This window comes from Radiobacillus kanasensis, from assembly GCF_021049245.1.
GTDB lineage: Bacteria > Bacillota > Bacilli > Bacillales > Amphibacillaceae > Radiobacillus > Radiobacillus kanasensis.
In genome coordinates this window covers 3,420,305-3,439,852 of the sequence record NZ_CP088020.1, presented here as the reverse complement: position 1 = coordinate 3,439,852, position 19,548 = coordinate 3,420,305, and the positions used below count along the sequence as shown (strand labels likewise).

Below are 19,548 nucleotides of genomic sequence, written 5' to 3'. Positions count from 1 at the left end.
TACATTCAGATGCTTACAAGATAAGTTGTTATCCACCTTTTTGAACCATTATAAGGACACTAGTTTTTCATTGTGAAAAAAATAACATATCGCAGTGTTGTTTGTTGCACCATCACGGTCAAGTTGGTATTCTTATACTGTATCCAATCAAAACGTTGTAATTGACTAATGATTGATTGTTATTATTTTTGCATATTATCCACAAGGAGGAAATACAATGCCATTAGTATCAATGAAAGAAATGCTGATTAATGCAAAAGAAAACAGCTATGCTGTAGGGCAATTCAATATCAATAACCTTGAATATGTTCAAGCTATTTTGCAAGCAGCAGAAGAAGAGAAATCTCCTGTCATTTTAGGTGTCTCCGAAGGCGCCGGAAGATATATGGGTGGATTTAAAGTTGTGGTAGCGATGGTGAAATCTTTAATGGAAGAATACGGAACAACTGTTCCAGTTGCGATCCACTTAGACCACGGTTCCAGCTTTGAAGCATGTGCAAAAGCGATTCATGCAGGGTTTACTTCTGTGATGATTGACGCTTCTCACGACCCATTTGAAGAAAACATTGCTGTGACATCTAAGGTAGTGGAACTTGCTCACTTCCACGGTGTTTCTGTCGAAGCAGAACTAGGAACAGTTGGTGGACAAGAGGATGACGTAGTTGCAGAAGGTGTAATCTATGCGGATCCTAAAGAATGTCAAGAGCTTGTAGAGCGTACAGGAATTGACTGTTTAGCTCCAGCACTTGGCTCTGTTCATGGACCTTATAAAGGCGAACCAAACCTAGGCTTTAAAGAAATGGAAGAAATCGGTGCTGCAACAGGTGTTCCACTTGTTCTTCACGGTGGTACTGGAATTCCAACAAAAGATATTAAGCGTGCCATTTCTTATGGTACATCAAAAGTTAACGTAAACACTGAAAACCAAATCTCTCAAACGAAAAGAGTTCGTGAGGTTTTAGCAGAACAACCTGATCAATACGATCCACGTAAATATCTAGGACCTGCTCGTGACGCGATTAAAGAAACAGTAATCGGAAAAATGCGCGAATTCGGTTCATCAGGTCAATCTAAATAAGTAGGATGTAGGAAGCTGTCTTTTGGGGCAGTTTCCTTTTCATACGTAAAAGGTCACATGGGATAAAGGAAGCTTTCGAGAAGATTGGGATGGCTTTGTTGATTTACAAAAAGCGCTTCTAAGTCCCAAAAAAACTAAGGGGATGGGAATTATGAAATTTTTCATTGATACAGCGAACATTGAGGAAATCAAAGAAGCAAACGCACTAGGTGTGTTAGCTGGTGTGACAACGAACCCAAGTCTTGTAGCAAAAGAAGGAGTTTCTTTCCACGATCGACTGAGAGAAATCACGGGAGAAGTTTCGGGCTCTGTAAGTGCTGAGGTTATTGCAGAAGATGCGGAAGGTATGATTAAAGAAGGAAAAGAATTAGCAGCTATTGCTCCGAATATTACGGTTAAAGTCCCGATGACATTAGAGGGATTAAAAGCAGTTAAAGCTTTTTCTGATTTGAATATCAAAACAAATGTGACGCTCATTTTTAATGCAAACCAAGCATTGCTCGCGGCTCGTGCAGGTGCTACATATGTTTCTCCTTTCTTAGGAAGATTGGATGACATCGGTCAAAATGGTTTAGAACTTATTGCTACTATTTCTGAAATATTTGATCGTCATGGAATTGAAACAGAAATTATTGCTGCTTCTATTCGCCATCCGCTTCACGTGACTGATGCAGCTCTTTACGGCGCGCACATTGCTACTGTACCATTTAAAGTACTATCGCAATTAGTAAAGCATCCATTAACAGACCAAGGAATCGAAAAATTTCTCGCTGATTGGAATAATCAAAAGTAAGTATGATTTTGGTAAATATGTGTAAACTAAGTTCAAATCAGGATAGATTTAGCCTAAGAGTTCGTTCATAAGTTAAGTGTAAATATAGGTGCTCAGTAGGTTAGAGAGATGAATGAACTCGAAAAGTGAGGAGTTCTAGATGTGCAGAAAATACTAGTAGAAGGCGGAAGACCTTTAAATGGTAAGGTGCGAGTAAGTGGTGCGAAGAACAGTGCAGTAGCCTTGCTACCAGCAGCTATCTTAGCCGATTCTAAGGTTATTATTGAAGGACTGCCTAAAATTTCAGACGTAGACACGTTAGGACATTTGCTTGAGGAAATAGGTGGATCGGTAGATTGGAGAGGGCAAACCATTCATATTGATCCTACTCGTATGACCGCAATGCCTTTGCCAAACGGGAAGGTGAAAAAGCTTCGTGCATCCTACTATTTCATGGGAGCGATGCTTGGTCGGTTCAAACAAGCTGTGATTGGACTTCCTGGTGGTTGTCATTTAGGCCCAAGACCAATTGACCAACATATAAAAGGATTTGAAGCATTAGGTGCTAAAGTGACGAATGAACAAGGTGCTATTTACCTTCGAGCGGATGAACTACGAGGTGCTCGAATTTATTTAGATGTCGTCAGTGTAGGTGCTACGATAAACATCATGCTTGCTGCAGTAAAAGCAAAAGGAAAAACTGTCATTGAAAATGCAGCAAAAGAACCGGAAATCATTGATGTGGCCACATTACTAACAAGTATGGGGGCTAAGATTAAAGGGGCGGGTACGGATGTTATTCGTATTGAAGGTGTTGATCAGCTAACTGGCTGTATGCATACGATTATTCCGGACCGAATCGAAGCGGGAACCTATACGATCTTAGCGGCCGCTCAAGGGGAAAAAGTGCTTATCGATAACGTCATTCCACAGCACTTGGAATCCTTATTGGCAAAGCTTAGAGAAATGGGCATTTCGATCGAAGAAGGGGAAGAACAGTTGTTAATTCAACCGGGGAAAGACGTAAAAAGTGTGGATATCAAGACACTTGTCCATCCTGGGTTTCCAACCGATCTACAACAACCGTTTACGTCTCTATTAACAAGAGCAACTGGTACAGGCGTTGTAACAGATACGATTTATCAAGCTCGCTTCAAGCATATTGATGAATTACGCCGGATGAACGCAAAGATCAAAGTAGAAGGTGGATCGGCCATTGTAACTGGCCCTGTACAACTTGAAGGTGCGAAAGTGAAAGCCAGTGATTTACGTGCTGGGGCAGCTTTGATTGTCGCTGGACTAATGGCGGATGGCATTACAGAGATCACCGGACTAGAGCACATCGACAGAGGATATGAAGATATCGTCGAGAAACTCACTGACCTCGGTGCCAAAATTTGGCGTGAAGAAATGTCCGAAGAAGAAATCGAACAATTTCAAAATTCATAATCAAAGGCGGAAGCGCCCGCGTGCTCAGTTGGAGCTGGATCGTGGTCCATGACATCCACAGAAAATCCCATTTTATAGTATCGTTTTTGAACGACTAAAGCTTAACATCCTTTGTAGGAGGAGGGTGTTAAGCTTCCGTTTTGTTTATTCCATGGGAGATGAGGAACTCAACTTTTGGAGGAGATAACCATGGAAAGAAGTTTATCAATGGAATTAGTACGAGTTACAGAGGCTGCTGCCTTATCATCTGCCCGTTGGATGGGACGAGGAAAAAAAGATGAGGCAGATGATGCAGCAACATCAGCGATGAGAGATGTATTTGATACGATTCCAATGCGCGGTACAGTCGTAATTGGGGAAGGCGAAATGGACGAAGCCCCGATGCTATATATTGGAGAAAAACTTGGAACAGGCGATGGACCGGAAGTAGATGTTGCAGTAGATCCATTAGAAGGAACCAACATTGTAGCACTTGGAACATGGAACGCTCTAGCCGTTATAGCCATTGCAGATAGAGGGAAGCTTCTTCATGCTCCAGATATGTATATGGATAAATTGGCCGTAGGTCCTGCAGCTGTTGGAAAAGTGGACATTAACGCTCCTGTTATCGACAATTTACGAGCTGTAGCAGAGGCGAAAAAAAAAGCGATTGAAGACGTGGTTGCCGTCGTTTTGGACAAGCCTCGCCACCAGAAGTTAATTGATGATATTCGTGCGGCAGGTGCTCGTATTCGATTGATCCAAGATGGAGACGTAGCTGCAGCCATGAACACCGCCTTTGACGATACTGGTGTCGATATCCTTTTTGGAATCGGAGGAGCTCCTGAAGGTGTCCTAGCAGCAGTTGCTTTAAAATGTTTAGGTGGCGAAATGCAAGGGAAACTTGTTCCAAATACGGATGAAGAAAGAGAACGCTGTGCCAAGATGGGAATCACGAATGTAGATAAGGTTCTCTATATGGACGATTTCTGTGGTGGAGATGATGCGATCTTTGCGGCAACTGGTGTGACAGACGGGGAACTATTAAAAGGCGTCCAGTTTAAAGGCTCCAAAGCCGTAACCCAAACCGTCGTAATGCGTGCGAAAAGTGGTACGGTTCGGTTTATTGACGGAGAACATAGTTTAGAGAAGAAGCCAAACTTAGTGATGAAATAATTCTTATGATGGAAAAACAGGGAGCAGAACATATAACGGCAGTTCCGTTAGAAGGTGCGAAACTCTCAGAGACGCAGTCCGAATAGAATTTCGAAGTAATTCAGCAATAGAAAAAGCAGATGGTTATAATCATCTGCTTTGATTTTTACTATATTTTTTCGAAATGGATAAGAAATTATCATCTGAGTATTTTTAGAGAAAAAGAAAAAGGGGAATGGCTCCTCATTGGTTTTTCAAGATGCGTTTAAAGTCGTTTCATTCACTTTCATGCTTAACAGACCGAGATGCTAAGGTATCCATAACCGGGAAAGGAGTAAGCTTCCTGTTTTTCTCTTTTAACACCCAAGTAGCCTTGTTTTAGCCGATTTTATGACAATTATCAAATTTCAGTTGATTAATAGTCTCGAAAAAGGTACTATTGAATAGGTTTAGACATTAGAGTTTTAGTGAACAGTTATAACATCCCAAACTTCAAGCATTTATGCTTTCCTTCCAAATCTTCTTGGTGATAGATATAGATTTCTTCCCAATATAGAGACTTCATTTCAGGAAGTGCATTCACCTTCTTACACGTTACGGACGTTATTTTTATACCAAAAATTACGTACATACATACGGATAAAAGGTGTTACATCCTAAATCAAATGATAAAAAACTAAACATAACGAATAAATTAATATGGGTGTGGTGATTTTGTGGCGGAATTAACAATTTCCCAATTGGAAACATTTACATTAAAAGAATTATATGCCAAAGCAAGAGAGTTCAAGGTTTCCTATTATGCGAAGCTGACGAAAAAAGAACTTATCTTTGCTATTTTAAAGGCACAAGCAGAAAAAGACGGATTTTTGTTCATGGACGGAATTCTAGAAATTATCCAATCAGAAGGGTTTGGCTTCTTACGTCCGATTAACTATTCTCCAAGTGCAGAGGATATTTACATCTCTGCATCACAAATTAGACGTTTTGATTTGCGAAATGGGGACAAGGTATCTGGTAAAGTTCGTCCTCCAAAAGAAAATGAGCGTTATTATGGACTTTTACACGTGGACTTAGTAAACGGCGAAAACCCGGAAATCGCGAAAGAACGTGTGCACTTTCCTGCATTAACGCCTTTATATCCGGATCGATTAATGCGTTTAGAAACAGATACAAAAAATATTTCTACGCGTATCATGGATCTATTAGCACCAGTTGGTTATGGCCAACGTGGTCTGATTGTGGCACCACCAAAAGCAGGGAAGACAATGCTTCTGAAGCAAATTGCAAACAGTATCTCGGTGAATCATCCGGATGCGAAACTGATTATTTTGCTAGTGGACGAGCGTCCAGAGGAAGTAACCGACATTGAACGTTCTGTTCATCCAGATGTAGATGTTGTAAGCTCAACATTTGATGAAGTACCGGAGAATCATATTAAAGTGTCCGAGCTCGTTCTGGAGCGCGCGATGCGCTTAGTAGAGCATAAAAAAGACGTCATTATCTTGATGGATAGTATTACTCGTCTAGCTCGTGCTTACAATTTAGTCATTCCACCGAGTGGTAGAACGTTATCTGGGGGGATTGACCCCGCTGCATTCCACCGTCCGAAGCGTTTCTTCGGTGCAGCACGTAACATTGAAGAAGGCGGAAGCTTTACTATTTTAGCGACTGCATTAGTAGAAACAGGTTCCCGTATGGACGATGTTATTTATGAAGAGTTTAAAGGTACAGGCAATATGGAATTGCATCTTGACCGCCATCTAGCACAGCGTCGTATTTTCCCTGCTATTGATGTGTTACGTTCTGGTACGAGAAAAGAAGAGCTGCTACTGCCGAAGGATCATTTGGAAATGGCATGGACATTGCGTAAGTCGATGCAGGATTCTCAAGAATTCATCGAACGCTTCTTTAAAAAGCTTCGTTCTACAAAAAACAACGAAGAATTCATTCAAAAAGTAGAAGATGAAATGAAGCGTAAAGGTACGGCAAGAAAGTCCTAAAAGGATAAGATTAACCTTGCAAACGAAAAATAACACTGTTATAATCTCTCTATGTGAGTTTAAAAACCTTCGCAAAACTTTAGGTATTCCTAAAGCTTTAGAGAGTAACTCTCTAGCTACCTACAAGTAGCTCTACAATAACTCTGTTTCCAAGGGATTCAGGGCAAAAGGAGTGGAAAGAAATGAGAGAAGGAATTCATCCTGAGTACAGAAAAGTAGTATTCCTTGATACAAGCTCTGATTTCAAGTTTCTAAGTGGTTCTACAAAGACTTCTGAAGAAACGATTGAATGGGAAGATGGTAACACTTACCCACTAATCCGTGTTGAAATTAGTTCAGCTTCACATCCTTTCTACACAGGCAAACAAAAAGCTGATACAGCTGGTGGCCGTGTGGATCGCTTTAAGAAAAAATATAATCTTGGCTAATTGCTGGATGGCCCGTTTTTCACGGGTAATCTACTGCTAAAGATAGTTAAACAGGCAACCTGTCCGATACTGTTGCCTGTTTTTTTACGCCCAAAACCCAATTTTTTCTATGAAAAAAATGTAGAAACAGGTAGAAAATAGAGAGCGGAAAGTATAGAGTAGAGATAGTAGATTTTTTGATGAAACGAGGGATTTCCCCGTTAAAAAAGAAAAGGTTGTAGGAATGAAGGGAGAGGCCCGAAAGTGTATGTCATGAAACAAAGTGGATGGGTGGAAATTATTTGCGGTAGTATGTTCTCAGGAAAGTCAGAAGAGTTAATTCGCCGCGTTCGCCGTGCTACATACGGTAATTTATCTGTAATAGTGTTTAAACCAGCAATCGACAGTCGGTATTCCGAGGAGTCTGTCGTTTCCCATAACGGAACAGCTGTATTAGCAGTTCCTGTGCACTCATCTGAAGAAATTTTAGACCATATTGATGAAACCATCGATGTAATTGGTATTGATGAAATACAGTTTTTTGATGAAAAAATTGTGGATATCGTGGATCAGCTAGCGGATTCTGGATATCGAGTAATTGCTGCAGGACTAGATTCGGATTTCCGTGGAGAACCATTTGGTCCGATGCCAGAACTAATGGCTTTGAGTGAGTCGGTTACAAAGTTGAATGCTATTTGCCCGGTATGTGGATCTCCAGCAAGTAGAACCCAACGATTAATTGATGGAAAGCCTGCTTCCTATAATGACCCGATTATTTTAGTAGGTGCCTCAGAATCCTACGAACCAAGATGTCGTCATCACCATGAGGTTCCAAATAAGCCCAGGCAATTGACGATAAAAATGGCGAATGCCTTGAAATAATACCTAACACGAGCGCTTGGATTAGTCCAAGTGCTTTTTTTAGTCCAGGAAATTATAAAATTTGCTTGGTGTGGATAAACATACTGCAATAGCCACGTCCAGCTTCAGTCCAGCTACGCGGGCTAAATACTCACGTCATAAGCAGTTCTCCTACAGTGACAAACTCCGTCACTTACGGAGCCCTGCTTATGCCATCGTATTTGATCAAGCCCGCTTCGCTTCCTAACGCGCCCAGCAACTAGCGAGACTTCCCTCACCTCTGTGCGATAAGTCAACATCGATTCGCGAGGAAGGAAGGCCAACTAAACCCGGGCTCCTGAGCCCAACGTTGGCATACCCCTTTGAAGGGGCATGTTTCCTTTATCTCCGACGTAAGAATGTTCGATTAAAACCGCCGCTTTGCGCAGCAAGTCGAACCACCTGGCATGGCCAGGCGCAGTCCGTACGTGGCCCCGGCAAGGGGTCTGCAGACGTTGTCCGCAAAGGACGGTCTTAGTCTGTAATCCTTAAACCCGGGCGCTTGCGCTTTTGTTCTTGAAAAAAGTTAAGCCAAAACTATCCTGCCACCGTCTAATATATGAAAGCTCATAAAGAAAGCGGGTGATTGTGATCGACAAACTACTAAAAAAAGCAAAGAAAGGCAATGACAAGGCGTTCTTAAAACTGTTCCAAAAGTACGAAAAAGATATTTATCGAGTTGCCTATGTTTACGTGAAAAATTCAAATGACGCGCTTGATGTGGTACAAGAAACAGCTTATAAAGCATTTAAAAACATCCATACACTCCAAGAAGAGAAATATACGAAATCCTGGTTGATCAAAATTTCGATTAGAAACTCCATAGATCTCATACGAAAAAACAAAAATATAGTCCCACTCTATCGAGATTCAACAGACATCCCACAAAAAGAAGACGTGGACCTTACGTTATCCCTTTCCTTACAGGATTTGTTGCACAAGTTAAATGAGACAGAGAAAACCATTATCTTGTTCAAATACTATGGCGGATATAGCTTTAAGGAAATAGCAGAGCTAGAAAACTTGCCATTAGGTACGGTGAAGTCCATCTTATATCGAGCCTTAGAGAAGTGTCGGAAACAAGTAAGAAGGGAGGATTTATATGAATAATAGTCTGGAAAAGGAAATAGAGCGAATAGAGATACCTGACGAACTCTCTGATTATTCAAGAAAAGGGGTCTTGCAGGCAAGAAAGGAAATGAAAAAGCCGTTTTATACCCGAAAATCTATCCTAGCTTCTGCCATTATAATCTTACTTGTAGCAAGTTCCTTATTATCACCCACAGTGACAAACGTATTAGCGGATGTCCCATTTTTAAAACAGTTTTTTCATAACGAACCCATTACACTTCTTATCGAAAAAGAGCTGAAGGGACAAGGCTATGACATAGAAGAGGTAGAAGAATCTTCATATCCAGACAAGATCATGTATGTTCAAGTCAATGGATCGGAACAAGATGTTCAAGAAGTGAGGCAGTCTATTGAAGCGAAAACAGAAGAGATTTTATTAGATGAAGACTATGATGCATTTTCAGTTGTAGTAGAAAAATATGAAGAAAGAGAATTTAGGATGAGTGAGGAGTCTGAGCAATACGCAAAAGAAGCGAAGCAAATAATGGATGCCGTATCCGAAAAGATGAAAGAAACGGATGTTAACCTATTAACTATGGGAGTGACTCACAATCAAAAGGATCATAAGGTTGAAATAGCAGTTCCTGACACAACTAAAAATGTAGACGAATTGAAGCAAATGATGAAGGAAGTAGTAGAACCATTAGGGCTTGGTACGTTTTTCTACAAAGTCCAACTCGTTAATCTAAAACAACAGGAATTGGAAATGAAAGTTACCACAATTATTAACACACTACATGAAGGACTTCGAGCGAAAAAAGAATTTCATACAAAAGGAATGGCCTACTCGTTTCATCCCCCTCCATTACAGATTGTGGTAAAAACAACACTAGACAGCAAGGATCCACAAGCCGATGAAGTGGTGGAAAGGATTGAGTCGCATGTGATGGAATTTTTCCATACAGAAGAAGTAGAAAAAATATTAAAAGACGTACCGTATGAATTAGTGATTCGAAGTGCAGATCAGGTTCAGTTAAATAAGTAAAGCTAGAAGAAGTACCTACAATGGTGCTTCTTTTTTTATGTCAGCATTTATAAGTTTTGTTGTATTTCTTGAAAAGGATGGAAGGCGATATATTGTGCTTTCCAAGGTTTGCGATTCATTTATTAATTATAGAAGGGTTAAGTTGACTTCTTAGCAATTCTTAAATTCCATTACTTCACTATTATTAGAACGGAAGGAATAAAATGTAAGCAGATAACCAAAGAATAAAGAAAAAGGAGGATTATATATTGTTTAACTTCCTGCAAGGATTGAAAAAGAAACATAGAGGCTTTCATGAAATGGATAAGGATTTAAAAACTTATTTTAAGAAGCTTTATACAGATTATCCAACACCTGCGTTCCTCCTTAATTCGGAGGGAGTTTTGGTGACGTGCAATGATGCAATGATAAATACGTTCGGGTATAGCTTTAAAGAAATAGAAGCGTTTTTCAGCACTGCTTTTCACCAAAGCAAAGGTGCTCATTTTTTAAAGGAATCCTTAAAGGGTACAGCACAAACCTATCAGACCAATATCCCGCATAAAAATGGGGACCAGATTCAAACCGATATCACTTATATCCCAATTAGGATAGAGGATGAAGTTATCGCTGTTCAAGGATTTGCCAGGGATATTACAGCTTATATACAGACAGAAAAGGATTTAATTAGAATTAGAAATAGTTTAGAGATGGCACAAATTTTAGCTAGGATAGGTAGCTGGGAATATGACCTTATTGAAGATAAGGCATATTGGTCTCATCAATTGTATGAACTTTTAAAGGTGGAGAACAGTGATGATTTTGTACCGAGTGTCACAAAGATTATTCATTTCGTGCATCCAGACGACCGTAGTCTTTTTAAAGAAACATTAGATAAATCTATGAATAGCATGCAAGGATACCAACTTGAGTATAGGTTTTTATTGCGTGATCAAACGATTATTCATGTACAAGAGCAAGTAAAAGTGATTAAGGACTCCAAACAGCAGCCTTATCGCATAGTTGGTACGATTCAAGATATTACAGATAGGAAAAATAATGAAAGAAAATGGAAGGAGAGTGAAGAGAGGTTTAGAAGGATTTACAATACATTAGAGGTAGGGATATGGTCTTTTGATATAAAGGAAGATTTCTTAATGCTTGGTTCTCCAGGTATAGAAGTCATAACTGGATTTCCTAGTAAACAATTTCATGATTTAGATTCATGGCTGGCTATTATTCACCCAGAAGATCGTGATGGTTATATGGCTCGTCAATCAGCATTGCAGGAAGGAAACACCTTGCGTCACGAATATCGAATTATTAATAAAAATGGAAACGATGTTTGGGTTCAGGATCAAACGATACCTACTCTGGATGAGAAAGGAAACCTTATTCGTGTAGATGGTATTATTACGGATATCACTTCCTATAAGAATTCAGAAAAAGTGATTAAACATTTGGCCTATCATGATTATTTAACACAACTACCGAATAAACGAATGTTAGATGAAAAACTAGACGAATTATTTTCAACCATTAAAAATAAGGAAATATCAATCTCCTTATTACATTTAAACCTAGATCGATTTAAGTATGTAAGTGATATGCTCGGGCATGAATCGGGGGACTTGCTAATCAAAAAGTTTGCGAATCGAATAAATGAAAATCTAGGTCATAATACTTTATTCTCACGGATCAGTGGAGATGAATTTATCATTCTTCTTTGGGATTTTGAAGAAGAAGACGCCCCCATACATGTAGCGAAAAAAATATTAGATTTGTTAAAAGATCCCTTTATACTAGGTCCCTATGAGGTATTCGTTACGACTAGTATAGGAGTAAGTCGCTACCCAAAAGACATAGAAGACCGGGGGGAGTTAAGAAAAAGTGCTGGCGCGTCCCTTAAGCGTGCCAAGCTAAAAGGGCGGAATACGTATGAAGTGTACTCTCCATCCTTAAATATTGCTACATTTAAACGGTATAGTATGGAGAGAGATCTATGGAAGTCCATTGAAAATAAGGAGCTATATGTAGAATTTCAACCAAAAGTGAAGCCGGATGGGGAATTAGTTGGAGCGGAAGCCCTGGTACGTTGGCAGCATCCGGAGTGGGGAATTATTTCACCTAGGGAATTTATTCCGCTAGCGGAAGAGAGTGGCTTCATTTTACAAATAGGGGATTGGGTCCTCCAACAGGTTTGTATGTATTTGACTCGTTGGGAGCATAAAGGGCTTGACTTGGTCCCCATATCGATCAATATATCTGCACAACGATTACTGCGAAATGACTGGGTTGATTTTATTAAACAAGTGTTACAAAAATCTAAATTAGATCCAAAACTATTGGAGATAGAGATTACCGAGAGTACGCTTATCCATTATCAAAAAGAGATTTACTCCAATCTACAGTTACTGGAGGAACTAGGAATTCGAATAACGTTAGACGACTTCGGTACAGGCTATTCCTCTTTGAGTTATTTGAAGCACTATCCTGTACATGCAATCAAGATTGATAAGTCCTTTATCGATCATATTGTGGAGGATTCAAGTGACCAAGCTATTGTAAGATCCGTCATTCAACTAGCGGAAGATCTAAATAAAAATGTCATTGCTGAAGGTGTAGAGACGATGGAACAGCTTAATCTTCTAAAAAAACAAAACTGCCAAGAAATTCAAGGATACCTTTTTAGTAGACCGATTCGAGATCATGAGTTCCAAGCAATACTTCAAAGTAAAGTACTAAATCCTTCAGGAGATGACCGTTCCTTAAAGGATCCTTTGCAACAAGATAAAATGCTTCGTTTTCCATATCCATTAAGCTCGGAAATGTCACTAACTTCTATTAAAGGAAAAGAAATTAACCTTGGGTACACAGAAGTATTAATCGAACAAATGGGCTTGGAGAAGTTGCGATTGCTGTCATCTATTAATTTGCCGGTTCGAGAAGACTTTACTTATAGGATAAGTATTACCTATATGGGGCAAAAATTTTTCTGTAATGGGTATATAGCAAGCATGCAAGAATTCCAGGACATTTATGAGTATGACTTGATATATGTAAGAGAGCAGGATGGAGAAAGGTGGACCCAAGCATTTTCTGCTTTTGCGGAAGAATTAAAGAACAATCAACTGCCTCCAGATACCCCTTTCATGAAAGGGGACAGACAAAAGTATTTGTTGGAAAGAGGTAAAGTATAATCTTTTAAAATTGGATGGAGGGAGAAGTGCATATATGGTGTGCTTCTCGTTTTTCTTTTTATTCGTGCCTTCTTCTTTTTCATAATTTTCTCCTAGCTGGAAACAATAAGAAAAAATTGGGCTAGGAGGATACATATGTTTAGAATTGCTGTATGCAGTGTCATCCTGTTTATAGGGATAGCAGCCTGTGCTCAGAACGAACCAGATCCTAATTCCACATCGCTGTTGACAGATCAGACGGAAACTACAGATCCAGGACATATCCAAATTAACAACCCAGGTCCACGTAAAATAGATGAAACGGGTGATACGTGGGACACGGAAAAGGACAAGCGTATCATAAAGAACGCAGCAGAACGGATGCCTAGAGTTCAAGTGAACATGGTTCAACTCAAACAATCGGATGCAATCGTTTCCGTATCAATCGATGAAGCTATACATGGAGAAGAGGAACAGGCGTGGATAGAGAATATAAAGAGCGCGATCGAGGCTGAAATTCAACGTTACAACATTCAAGTGATTATTGAATAAGATACTATAGAAAACAGTTCCAAGCTATTTTTGACGGGGTTTTTCTCCTGTACTATAATTAGACTGTTAAGGAGAAAGAGGTGGAAGTCGTGCTTGATCAGTTACAATCACTTGAAGATCGTTATGAGAAACTCAATGAACTTCTGAGTGATCCGGAAATTATTAATGATACGAAAAAACTAAGAGAATATTCGAAAGAGCAATCAGACTTACAAGAAGTCGTTCAAGCTTATCGTGAGTATAAAGAAACCACATCCGAATTGGATGATGCGAAAGTAATGCTAGAAGATAACTTAGATGATGACATGTATGACATGGTGAAAATGGAGATTGGTGAACTCTCTGATAAGAAAGAAGAGCTAGAAGAGCGCTTGAAAGTTCTTCTTCTTCCGAAGGATCCAAACGATGATAAAAACGTTATTATGGAGGTCCGCGGTGCGGCAGGTGGAGATGAGGCAGCATTATTTGCAGGGGACTTATTTAGAATGTATTCCCGTTACGCTGAATCACAAGGCTGGAAAATAGACGTGATGGAAGCGAACTCGACTGGTGTTGGTGGGTACAAAGAAATCATTTTTATGATTAATGGTCAAGGTGCCTATTCGAAGTTGAAGTATGAAAATGGGGCGCACCGAGTGCAACGTGTTCCAGAAACGGAATCAGGTGGACGAATTCATACATCAACAGCAACCGTCGTAGTTATGCCGGAAGCGGAAGAGGTCGAAATCGACATCCATGAAAAGGATATCCGTGTGGATACCTTCGCTTCTAGTGGACCAGGAGGACAAAGTGTTAACACAACGATGTCTGCTGTTCGTTTAACGCATATGCCAACAGGAATCGTTGTATCGATTCAGGATGAAAAATCGCAAATCAAAAACAAAGAAAAAGCGATGAAAGTCCTTCGTGCACGGATTTATGATAAGTTCCAGCAGGAAGCACAAGCAGAATACGATGAAACGAGAAAAACAGCTGTAGGTACAGGAGATCGCTCCGAACGTATCCGTACGTATAACTTCCCACAAAACCGGGTAACCGATCATCGAATCGGTTTGACGATTCAAAAGCTAGACCAAATCCTGGAAGGGAAAGTTGGAGAAGTAATCGACGCCCTGTTGATTGAAGAGCAAACGAAAAAACTGGAGCAAATTGGTGAGTAACATGAAAGAAAAGATGAGCATATATGAAGCCCTCCGCTGGGCTTCTTCTTTTTTAGAGGAGCGTAATCGGGAGGAAAAAGTTGCCGAGATTTTGTTACAACACCACCTGCAAATGTCAAAAGCAGAATTCTTATCCTCGTTACGAGAAAAGGTAGAAGAATCTGTATTGAAATCTTTTCAGTGGGACATACAAGCCCATGCAAAATCGGGTATTCCTGTTCAGCACTTAACGGGAGAAGAATCCTTTTATGGACGTCCCTTTTCTGTGAGCAAACATGTCCTGATTCCTCGACAGGAAACGGAAGAACTAGTGGAAGGAGTTCTATCTCTTATCCAGAAATCTTATGATAAGGAGCCGATTAAAGTAGTTGATGTCGGCACTGGTAGTGGTGTAATTGCAATTTCTTTAAAACTAGAGGAGCCAAACTTAAACATTCGTGCCGTTGATATTTCTGAGGAAGCACTTCTTGTCGCAAATCAAAATGCAGAGCGTCTCGGTGCGGATGTCACCTTTTCACAAGGAAACTTCTTACAACCGCTTCTTGAACAAGGAGAGAAAGTCCGAATCATTGTTTCGAATCCACCTTATATTCCCTATTCGGATGCAGACTCGTTATCGGATACGGTGAAAAATTTTGATCCATCTCTTGCTTTGTTTGCAGAGGAAAAAGGATTAGCTGCCTATCAAGAAATCATAGTCCAAGCTAAGGAAGTGTTAGAACAAGACGGCTGGCTTGCATTTGAAATAGGACATGAGCAAGGAGCGGATGTTCAACAACTTATTCAATGGACTTTTCCTCATAGCGAAGTTGAAATTCGAAAGGACATGAACGGGAAGGACCGTATGGTGTTTGCTCATATTATAAAGAAATAACAATAGGCTGTTTTTTTAAAAGTATGTCTTTATTTATATAAAATGCGACGTGAATTTATTTATTGAAAAAATAATGAAGTGAGGCTTGATGCCGCGCTTCGGCAGAATACTTCGCTTTCCGCGGGCACGGCCTCAATCTCCTCGGAAGCAACCCACTTCCTTGAAAAAGAAATCCGCTTTTTCTGCGTGCGATGTGTATTCATAGGAGCTTTCCTTGTCCTGCGGGGCTTTCACCTCGTGCTGTTCCCGCAGGAGTCTCCGTATTCTGCCTACGCTAAGTTACTACTTTCTAATTTGGTAAACTTTGTAGCCGGAAGCAGCTAATTAAATGTTCTAAATAATTGGAAACCCTATTCAAAAATTATAAGTCTGATAACTATGAATCGCTATCTTAATAAGGTTTCACTTACTTATAATATTATTAAAAGTTACTTTATACGTTCGGAACCCTTTATTTGTTAGCTACTTAAGGCATGTTGATTGGAGTGGAGGTTAATCGACTCCTGCGGGAACAGCACGAGTTGAAGACCCCGAAAGATGCACCTGCGTCTTCTAGTAACGCTTCGAAGTAAGCTTCCTCGGTGCAAGGCAGCAAAGATGATCACTCGATGCAGTAGCCTGGCTGAGACCGTGCCCGCGGAAAGCGATTACCCGCAACGGAAATCAGCATCGTACATAAACCGAGCAGTCACTAAACCGATGGTTTTGTAGTAAGATTTATTATTTCGTTATGTCGCATTTTCTATAAACTTTGAAATTTTATGCATGGAAAATAAAAAAATAATAGATTGCGAGTTTAAAAGATTTTTTTCTGCCCATACTGTTTGTAACAGGGAAGAAGAGAGGGGCAGGAATCATGAGAAAGCAATTATTTATTTTCTTATCATTATTTCTTTTATTAGGAGCATTTCCAGGACAAAGTTTAACAGTGGAAAAAAAGGTTACTAATCAAAAAGCGCAGGCGGAGGACTATCAAGTCATTCCAGATGAAGCAATTCGTCTTCGTATTCTAGCAAACAGTGATAAAGAAGTGGATCAACAATTAAAAAGAAAAGTTCGAGACAAAGTGAATGCCCAAATCAACGAGTGGGTAAAAGACATGTCTGATATTAAGAAAGCAAGACAGCTTATCCAAGAGAATCTACCAAAAATAGAAAAGATTGTGGCAGCAACATTAGAGGAAAACAATAGTGATCAATCCTACCGCGTACGTTATGGGAAAGACGTAAAATTCCCTACTAAGGTTTATGGATCTTATGTGTATCCAGCTGGGAAGTATGAAGCGATTCTTATATCACTTGGGGAAGGAAAAGGAGCAAATTGGTGGTGTGTTTTATTCCCACCGTTATGCTTTCTAGATTTCTCAAATGGAACGAGTGTAGCAGAACCAGAGGGTAAAAAAGAATCAAAGAAAGAAGAAAAGAAAGAGGATAAAGCGTCTGATGAAGAAGAGGTAGAAGTGAAATTCTTCTTGCTTGAATGGCTCGGTTTCTAACCGAATTTAGAAAATCTAGCATATTACACCCTATCGATTTCATACTATAGAATACTAGAAATAGATGTGATCATAGCAGATAGGGAGTGGAACCATTGAAATTCATTGATACAGCAGGTTTAGATGAAAAAGTTTTGCACGATTTCTTCGAAGAAAAGTGGAGTCAGTTTGAAGAAAAACAATCTCTGAAGCAGTACGGCTATCTTGTAGAACATGAAGGAACGTATAAGGCATACTTTGCCCTTTCTCCCGTGAAAAGCAACGGATTATGGTTAAAAAGCTTATATATGAAGGAAGGCGTTCCCGCTACTTTTCCTTTGGCTATCTTAGAATCTGCCATCGCGTTAGCAAAGGAAAAAGAGGGGGAGTCCCTTTTTGTATATAGTCACCAAACTACACTGGATACATTATTACAAATGATTCATTTTAAGCGTGTGGACACCCCGGCATTTGCAGAAGAATTGTTAGAGAACCGTGGAAGCTGGTGGAAGATAGAAGTGAAATAGACTTAGTTATACACATTTGTGGATAAGTGGTGTGAATAACTTGTGTGTGAATGTGGATAGATGAGATCCTTCCTGTTTTTGGGAAGGATTTTTCGTGTGTTAAGCGTTCGTTCTTGCTTGGATATTGACGTTAGGCTGGTTACTCGCCATCGGATTGGGGTTTTTGCCCTTTGGTGAGGAATTTTCCTCTCATTCGAGTTATATCCCCCTTCGGATTGAGTAATTTCCCTCTCGTGCGGGGTATATTCCCCTTCGGCGAGTAATTTCCCTCTCGTGCGAGTTATATTCCCCTTTGGATTAAGGAATTTCCCTCTCGTACGAGTTATATTCCCCTTCGGCAAGGTATTTCCCTCTCGTGCGGGGTATATTCCCCTTCGGATTAAGGAATTTCCCTCCCGTGCGAGTTATATTCCCCTTCGGATTGAGTAATTTCCCTTTCGTGCGAGATATATTCCCCTTCGGCGAGTAATTTCCCTCTCGTGCAGAGTATATTCCCCTTCGGATTGAGTAATTTCCCTCTCGTGCGAGATATATTCCCCTTCGGCGAGTAATTTCCCCCTCGTGCAGGGTATATTCCCCTTCGGATTGAGTAATTTCCCTCTCGTGCGAGTTATATTCCCCTTCGGCGAGTAATTTCCCTCTCGTGCGAGTTATATTCCCCTTTGGATTAAGGAATTTCCCTCACAGGCAAAGTTTATTCCCCCTCGGGCCGGTTTTTCCCCACCCCAGCAGAATCTATTCCCCGAAAGCATATAACATGACTCACTTGCGAAAAAATCAACAACCTTTCATAATTGTGGATAACATGTTAATAGGAAAAGATTGAGGCGATCATGATGAAAGAAGAAACAAACTATTGGAAGATAAACAATCCGACGACGGGTGATGAATATATTCAATTGGCTAGTGAGCTCTTAAAGCAAGGAGAAGTAGTAGCTTTTCCGACTGAAACGGTTTATGGACTTGGAGCGGATGCTCGCAATCAAGAAGCAGTTGCTAAAATATTCAAGGCAAAGGGGCGCCCTTCGGATAACCCTTTAATTGTGCATGTTGCGAATCGAGAACAAATGAAGCAATATGTAACACAAATACCGGATGTGGCGCATCGTCTAATCGAACGGTTTACACCAGGACCTCTTACTATCATATTAGAAAGTAATCAGACATTAGCGAAAAACGTAACAGCAGGATTATCGACGGTTGGAATTCGAATTCCAGATCACCCTGTTGCATTAGCTCTGTTGCAGGCTTGTAATCTACCTCTTGCCGCACCTAGTGCGAACCAATCAGGGAAACCAAGCCCAACCACAGCAAATCACGTTTATGAAGATTTAAATGGTAGAATTGCGGCATTGCTAGACGGGGGACCTACCTCTGTTGGGGTTGAATCTACTGTTATTGATTGTACGGGGGAGATTCCGGTCATTCTCAGACCAGGAGGCATCACAAAAGAAGATATAGAAAGCTTAATTGGACCGGTTATGGTAGACCCTGGATTAGCCGATGAGTCCCTACGTCCAAGGTCACCAGGAATGAAATATACCCATTATGCTCCCGAAGTCCCACTTTATCTAGTACAGGGAGATGCACAAGCCATACAAAATCAGATTGATGCCTTCCAACAAAAAGGAAAAAAAGTAGCGGTCATCGTAAGTAAGGAATATGCAGATCAGCTAGTTGCCCCGGATATCCAAATGGTCGGATCACGAAACCATTTAGAAGAAGTTGCTCGCCACCTATACGACGCTCTTCGTCATTTCAAAGAACAGGATTTTGATGTGATTCTTTGTGAAAGCTTTCCATACGACGGGGTCGGTCAGGCTATCATGAATCGTCTAACAAAAGCTGCGACAAAACAAATAGGATAGATTTATCCGTAGGTACTTTAAAACGATGAACCCAGTTACTCTGACATATTCAATCCCTCTCACGCATATAGTTAAC

General features: G+C 40.3%; 16 protein-coding genes. All 16 read left to right on the top strand.

What is annotated here, in order from left to right:
- Window positions 1–217 precede the first annotated feature (217 nt).
- The 16 genes from KO561_RS17555 to KO561_RS17480 all read left to right on the top strand — a co-directional run bounded on the left by KO561_RS17555 (window position 218) and on the right by KO561_RS17480 (window position 19,472).
- A complete protein-coding gene (locus KO561_RS17555) occupies window positions 218–1,078 on the top strand; it encodes a class II fructose-bisphosphate aldolase (RefSeq protein ID WP_231094616.1) in 861 nt (286 codons plus the stop codon).
- 151 nt (window positions 1,079–1,229) lie between these two features.
- A complete protein-coding gene (gene fsa, locus KO561_RS17550) occupies window positions 1,230–1,871 on the top strand; it encodes a fructose-6-phosphate aldolase (protein ID WP_231094615.1) in 642 nt (213 codons plus the stop codon).
- Between the two features lie 141 nt (window positions 1,872–2,012).
- Entirely contained in the window at window positions 2,013–3,299 is a 1,287-nt protein-coding gene (locus KO561_RS17545) for a UDP-N-acetylglucosamine 1-carboxyvinyltransferase (RefSeq protein WP_231094614.1), read from the top strand.
- Between the two features lie 189 nt (window positions 3,300–3,488).
- On the top strand, window positions 3,489–4,454 hold the full coding sequence (gene glpX, locus KO561_RS17540) for a class II fructose-bisphosphatase (protein ID WP_231094613.1): 966 nt from the start codon (window positions 3,489–3,491) through the stop codon (window positions 4,452–4,454).
- A gap of 695 nt (window positions 4,455–5,149) precedes the next feature.
- Entirely contained in the window at window positions 5,150–6,436 is a 1,287-nt protein-coding gene (gene rho, locus KO561_RS17535) for a transcription termination factor Rho (protein ID WP_231094612.1), read from the top strand.
- Window positions 6,437–6,618: 182 nt separating this feature from the next.
- Entirely contained in the window at window positions 6,619–6,864 is a 246-nt protein-coding gene (locus tag KO561_RS17530; RefSeq protein WP_231094611.1) for a type B 50S ribosomal protein L31, read from the top strand.
- Window positions 6,865–7,107: 243 nt separating this feature from the next.
- Entirely contained in the window at window positions 7,108–7,725 is a 618-nt protein-coding gene (locus KO561_RS17525; RefSeq protein WP_231094610.1) for a thymidine kinase, read from the top strand.
- Window positions 7,726–8,331: 606 nt separating this feature from the next.
- Window positions 8,332–8,853 carry an RNA polymerase sigma factor gene (locus KO561_RS17520; protein WP_331000808.1) on the top strand — a complete coding sequence of 174 codons (522 nt, stop codon included), beginning with the start codon at window positions 8,332–8,334 and terminating at the stop codon, window positions 8,851–8,853.
- Window positions 8,846–9,859 (top strand): DUF4030 domain-containing protein, encoded by a 1,014-nt coding sequence (locus tag KO561_RS17515; protein ID WP_231094608.1) that lies wholly within the window; start codon window positions 8,846–8,848, stop codon window positions 9,857–9,859. The genes KO561_RS17520 and KO561_RS17515 overlap by 8 nt, the downstream gene beginning before the upstream one ends.
- 248 nt (window positions 9,860–10,107) lie before the next feature.
- Window positions 10,108–13,038, top strand: a complete 2,931-nt coding sequence (locus KO561_RS17510; RefSeq protein ID WP_231094607.1) for a sensor domain-containing protein — start codon at window positions 10,108–10,110, stop codon at window positions 13,036–13,038.
- 135 nt (window positions 13,039–13,173) lie between these two features.
- A complete protein-coding gene (locus KO561_RS17505; RefSeq protein WP_231094606.1) occupies window positions 13,174–13,569 on the top strand; it encodes a hypothetical protein in 396 nt (131 codons plus the stop codon).
- Window positions 13,570–13,658: 89 nt separating this feature from the next.
- Window positions 13,659–14,729, top strand: coding sequence for a peptide chain release factor 1 (gene prfA, locus KO561_RS17500; protein ID WP_231094605.1), 1,071 nt, complete (start codon window positions 13,659–13,661; stop codon window positions 14,727–14,729).
- A gap of 1 nt (window position 14,730) precedes the next feature.
- Window positions 14,731–15,603: a peptide chain release factor N(5)-glutamine methyltransferase gene (gene prmC, locus KO561_RS17495; RefSeq protein WP_231097238.1), complete on the top strand. Its 873-nt coding sequence runs from the start codon at window positions 14,731–14,733 to the stop codon at window positions 15,601–15,603.
- Window positions 15,604–16,459: 856 nt separating this feature from the next.
- On the top strand, window positions 16,460–17,098 hold the full coding sequence (gene spoIIR, locus KO561_RS17490; protein WP_231094604.1) for a stage II sporulation protein R: 639 nt from the start codon (window positions 16,460–16,462) through the stop codon (window positions 17,096–17,098).
- 95 nt (window positions 17,099–17,193) lie between these two features.
- Window positions 17,194–17,604, top strand: coding sequence for a hypothetical protein (locus KO561_RS17485; RefSeq protein ID WP_231094603.1), 411 nt, complete (start codon window positions 17,194–17,196; stop codon window positions 17,602–17,604).
- 836 nt (window positions 17,605–18,440) lie between these two features.
- Window positions 18,441–19,472, top strand: a complete 1,032-nt coding sequence (locus KO561_RS17480; protein ID WP_231094602.1) for an L-threonylcarbamoyladenylate synthase — start codon at window positions 18,441–18,443, stop codon at window positions 19,470–19,472.
- Window positions 19,473–19,548 lie beyond the last annotated feature (76 nt).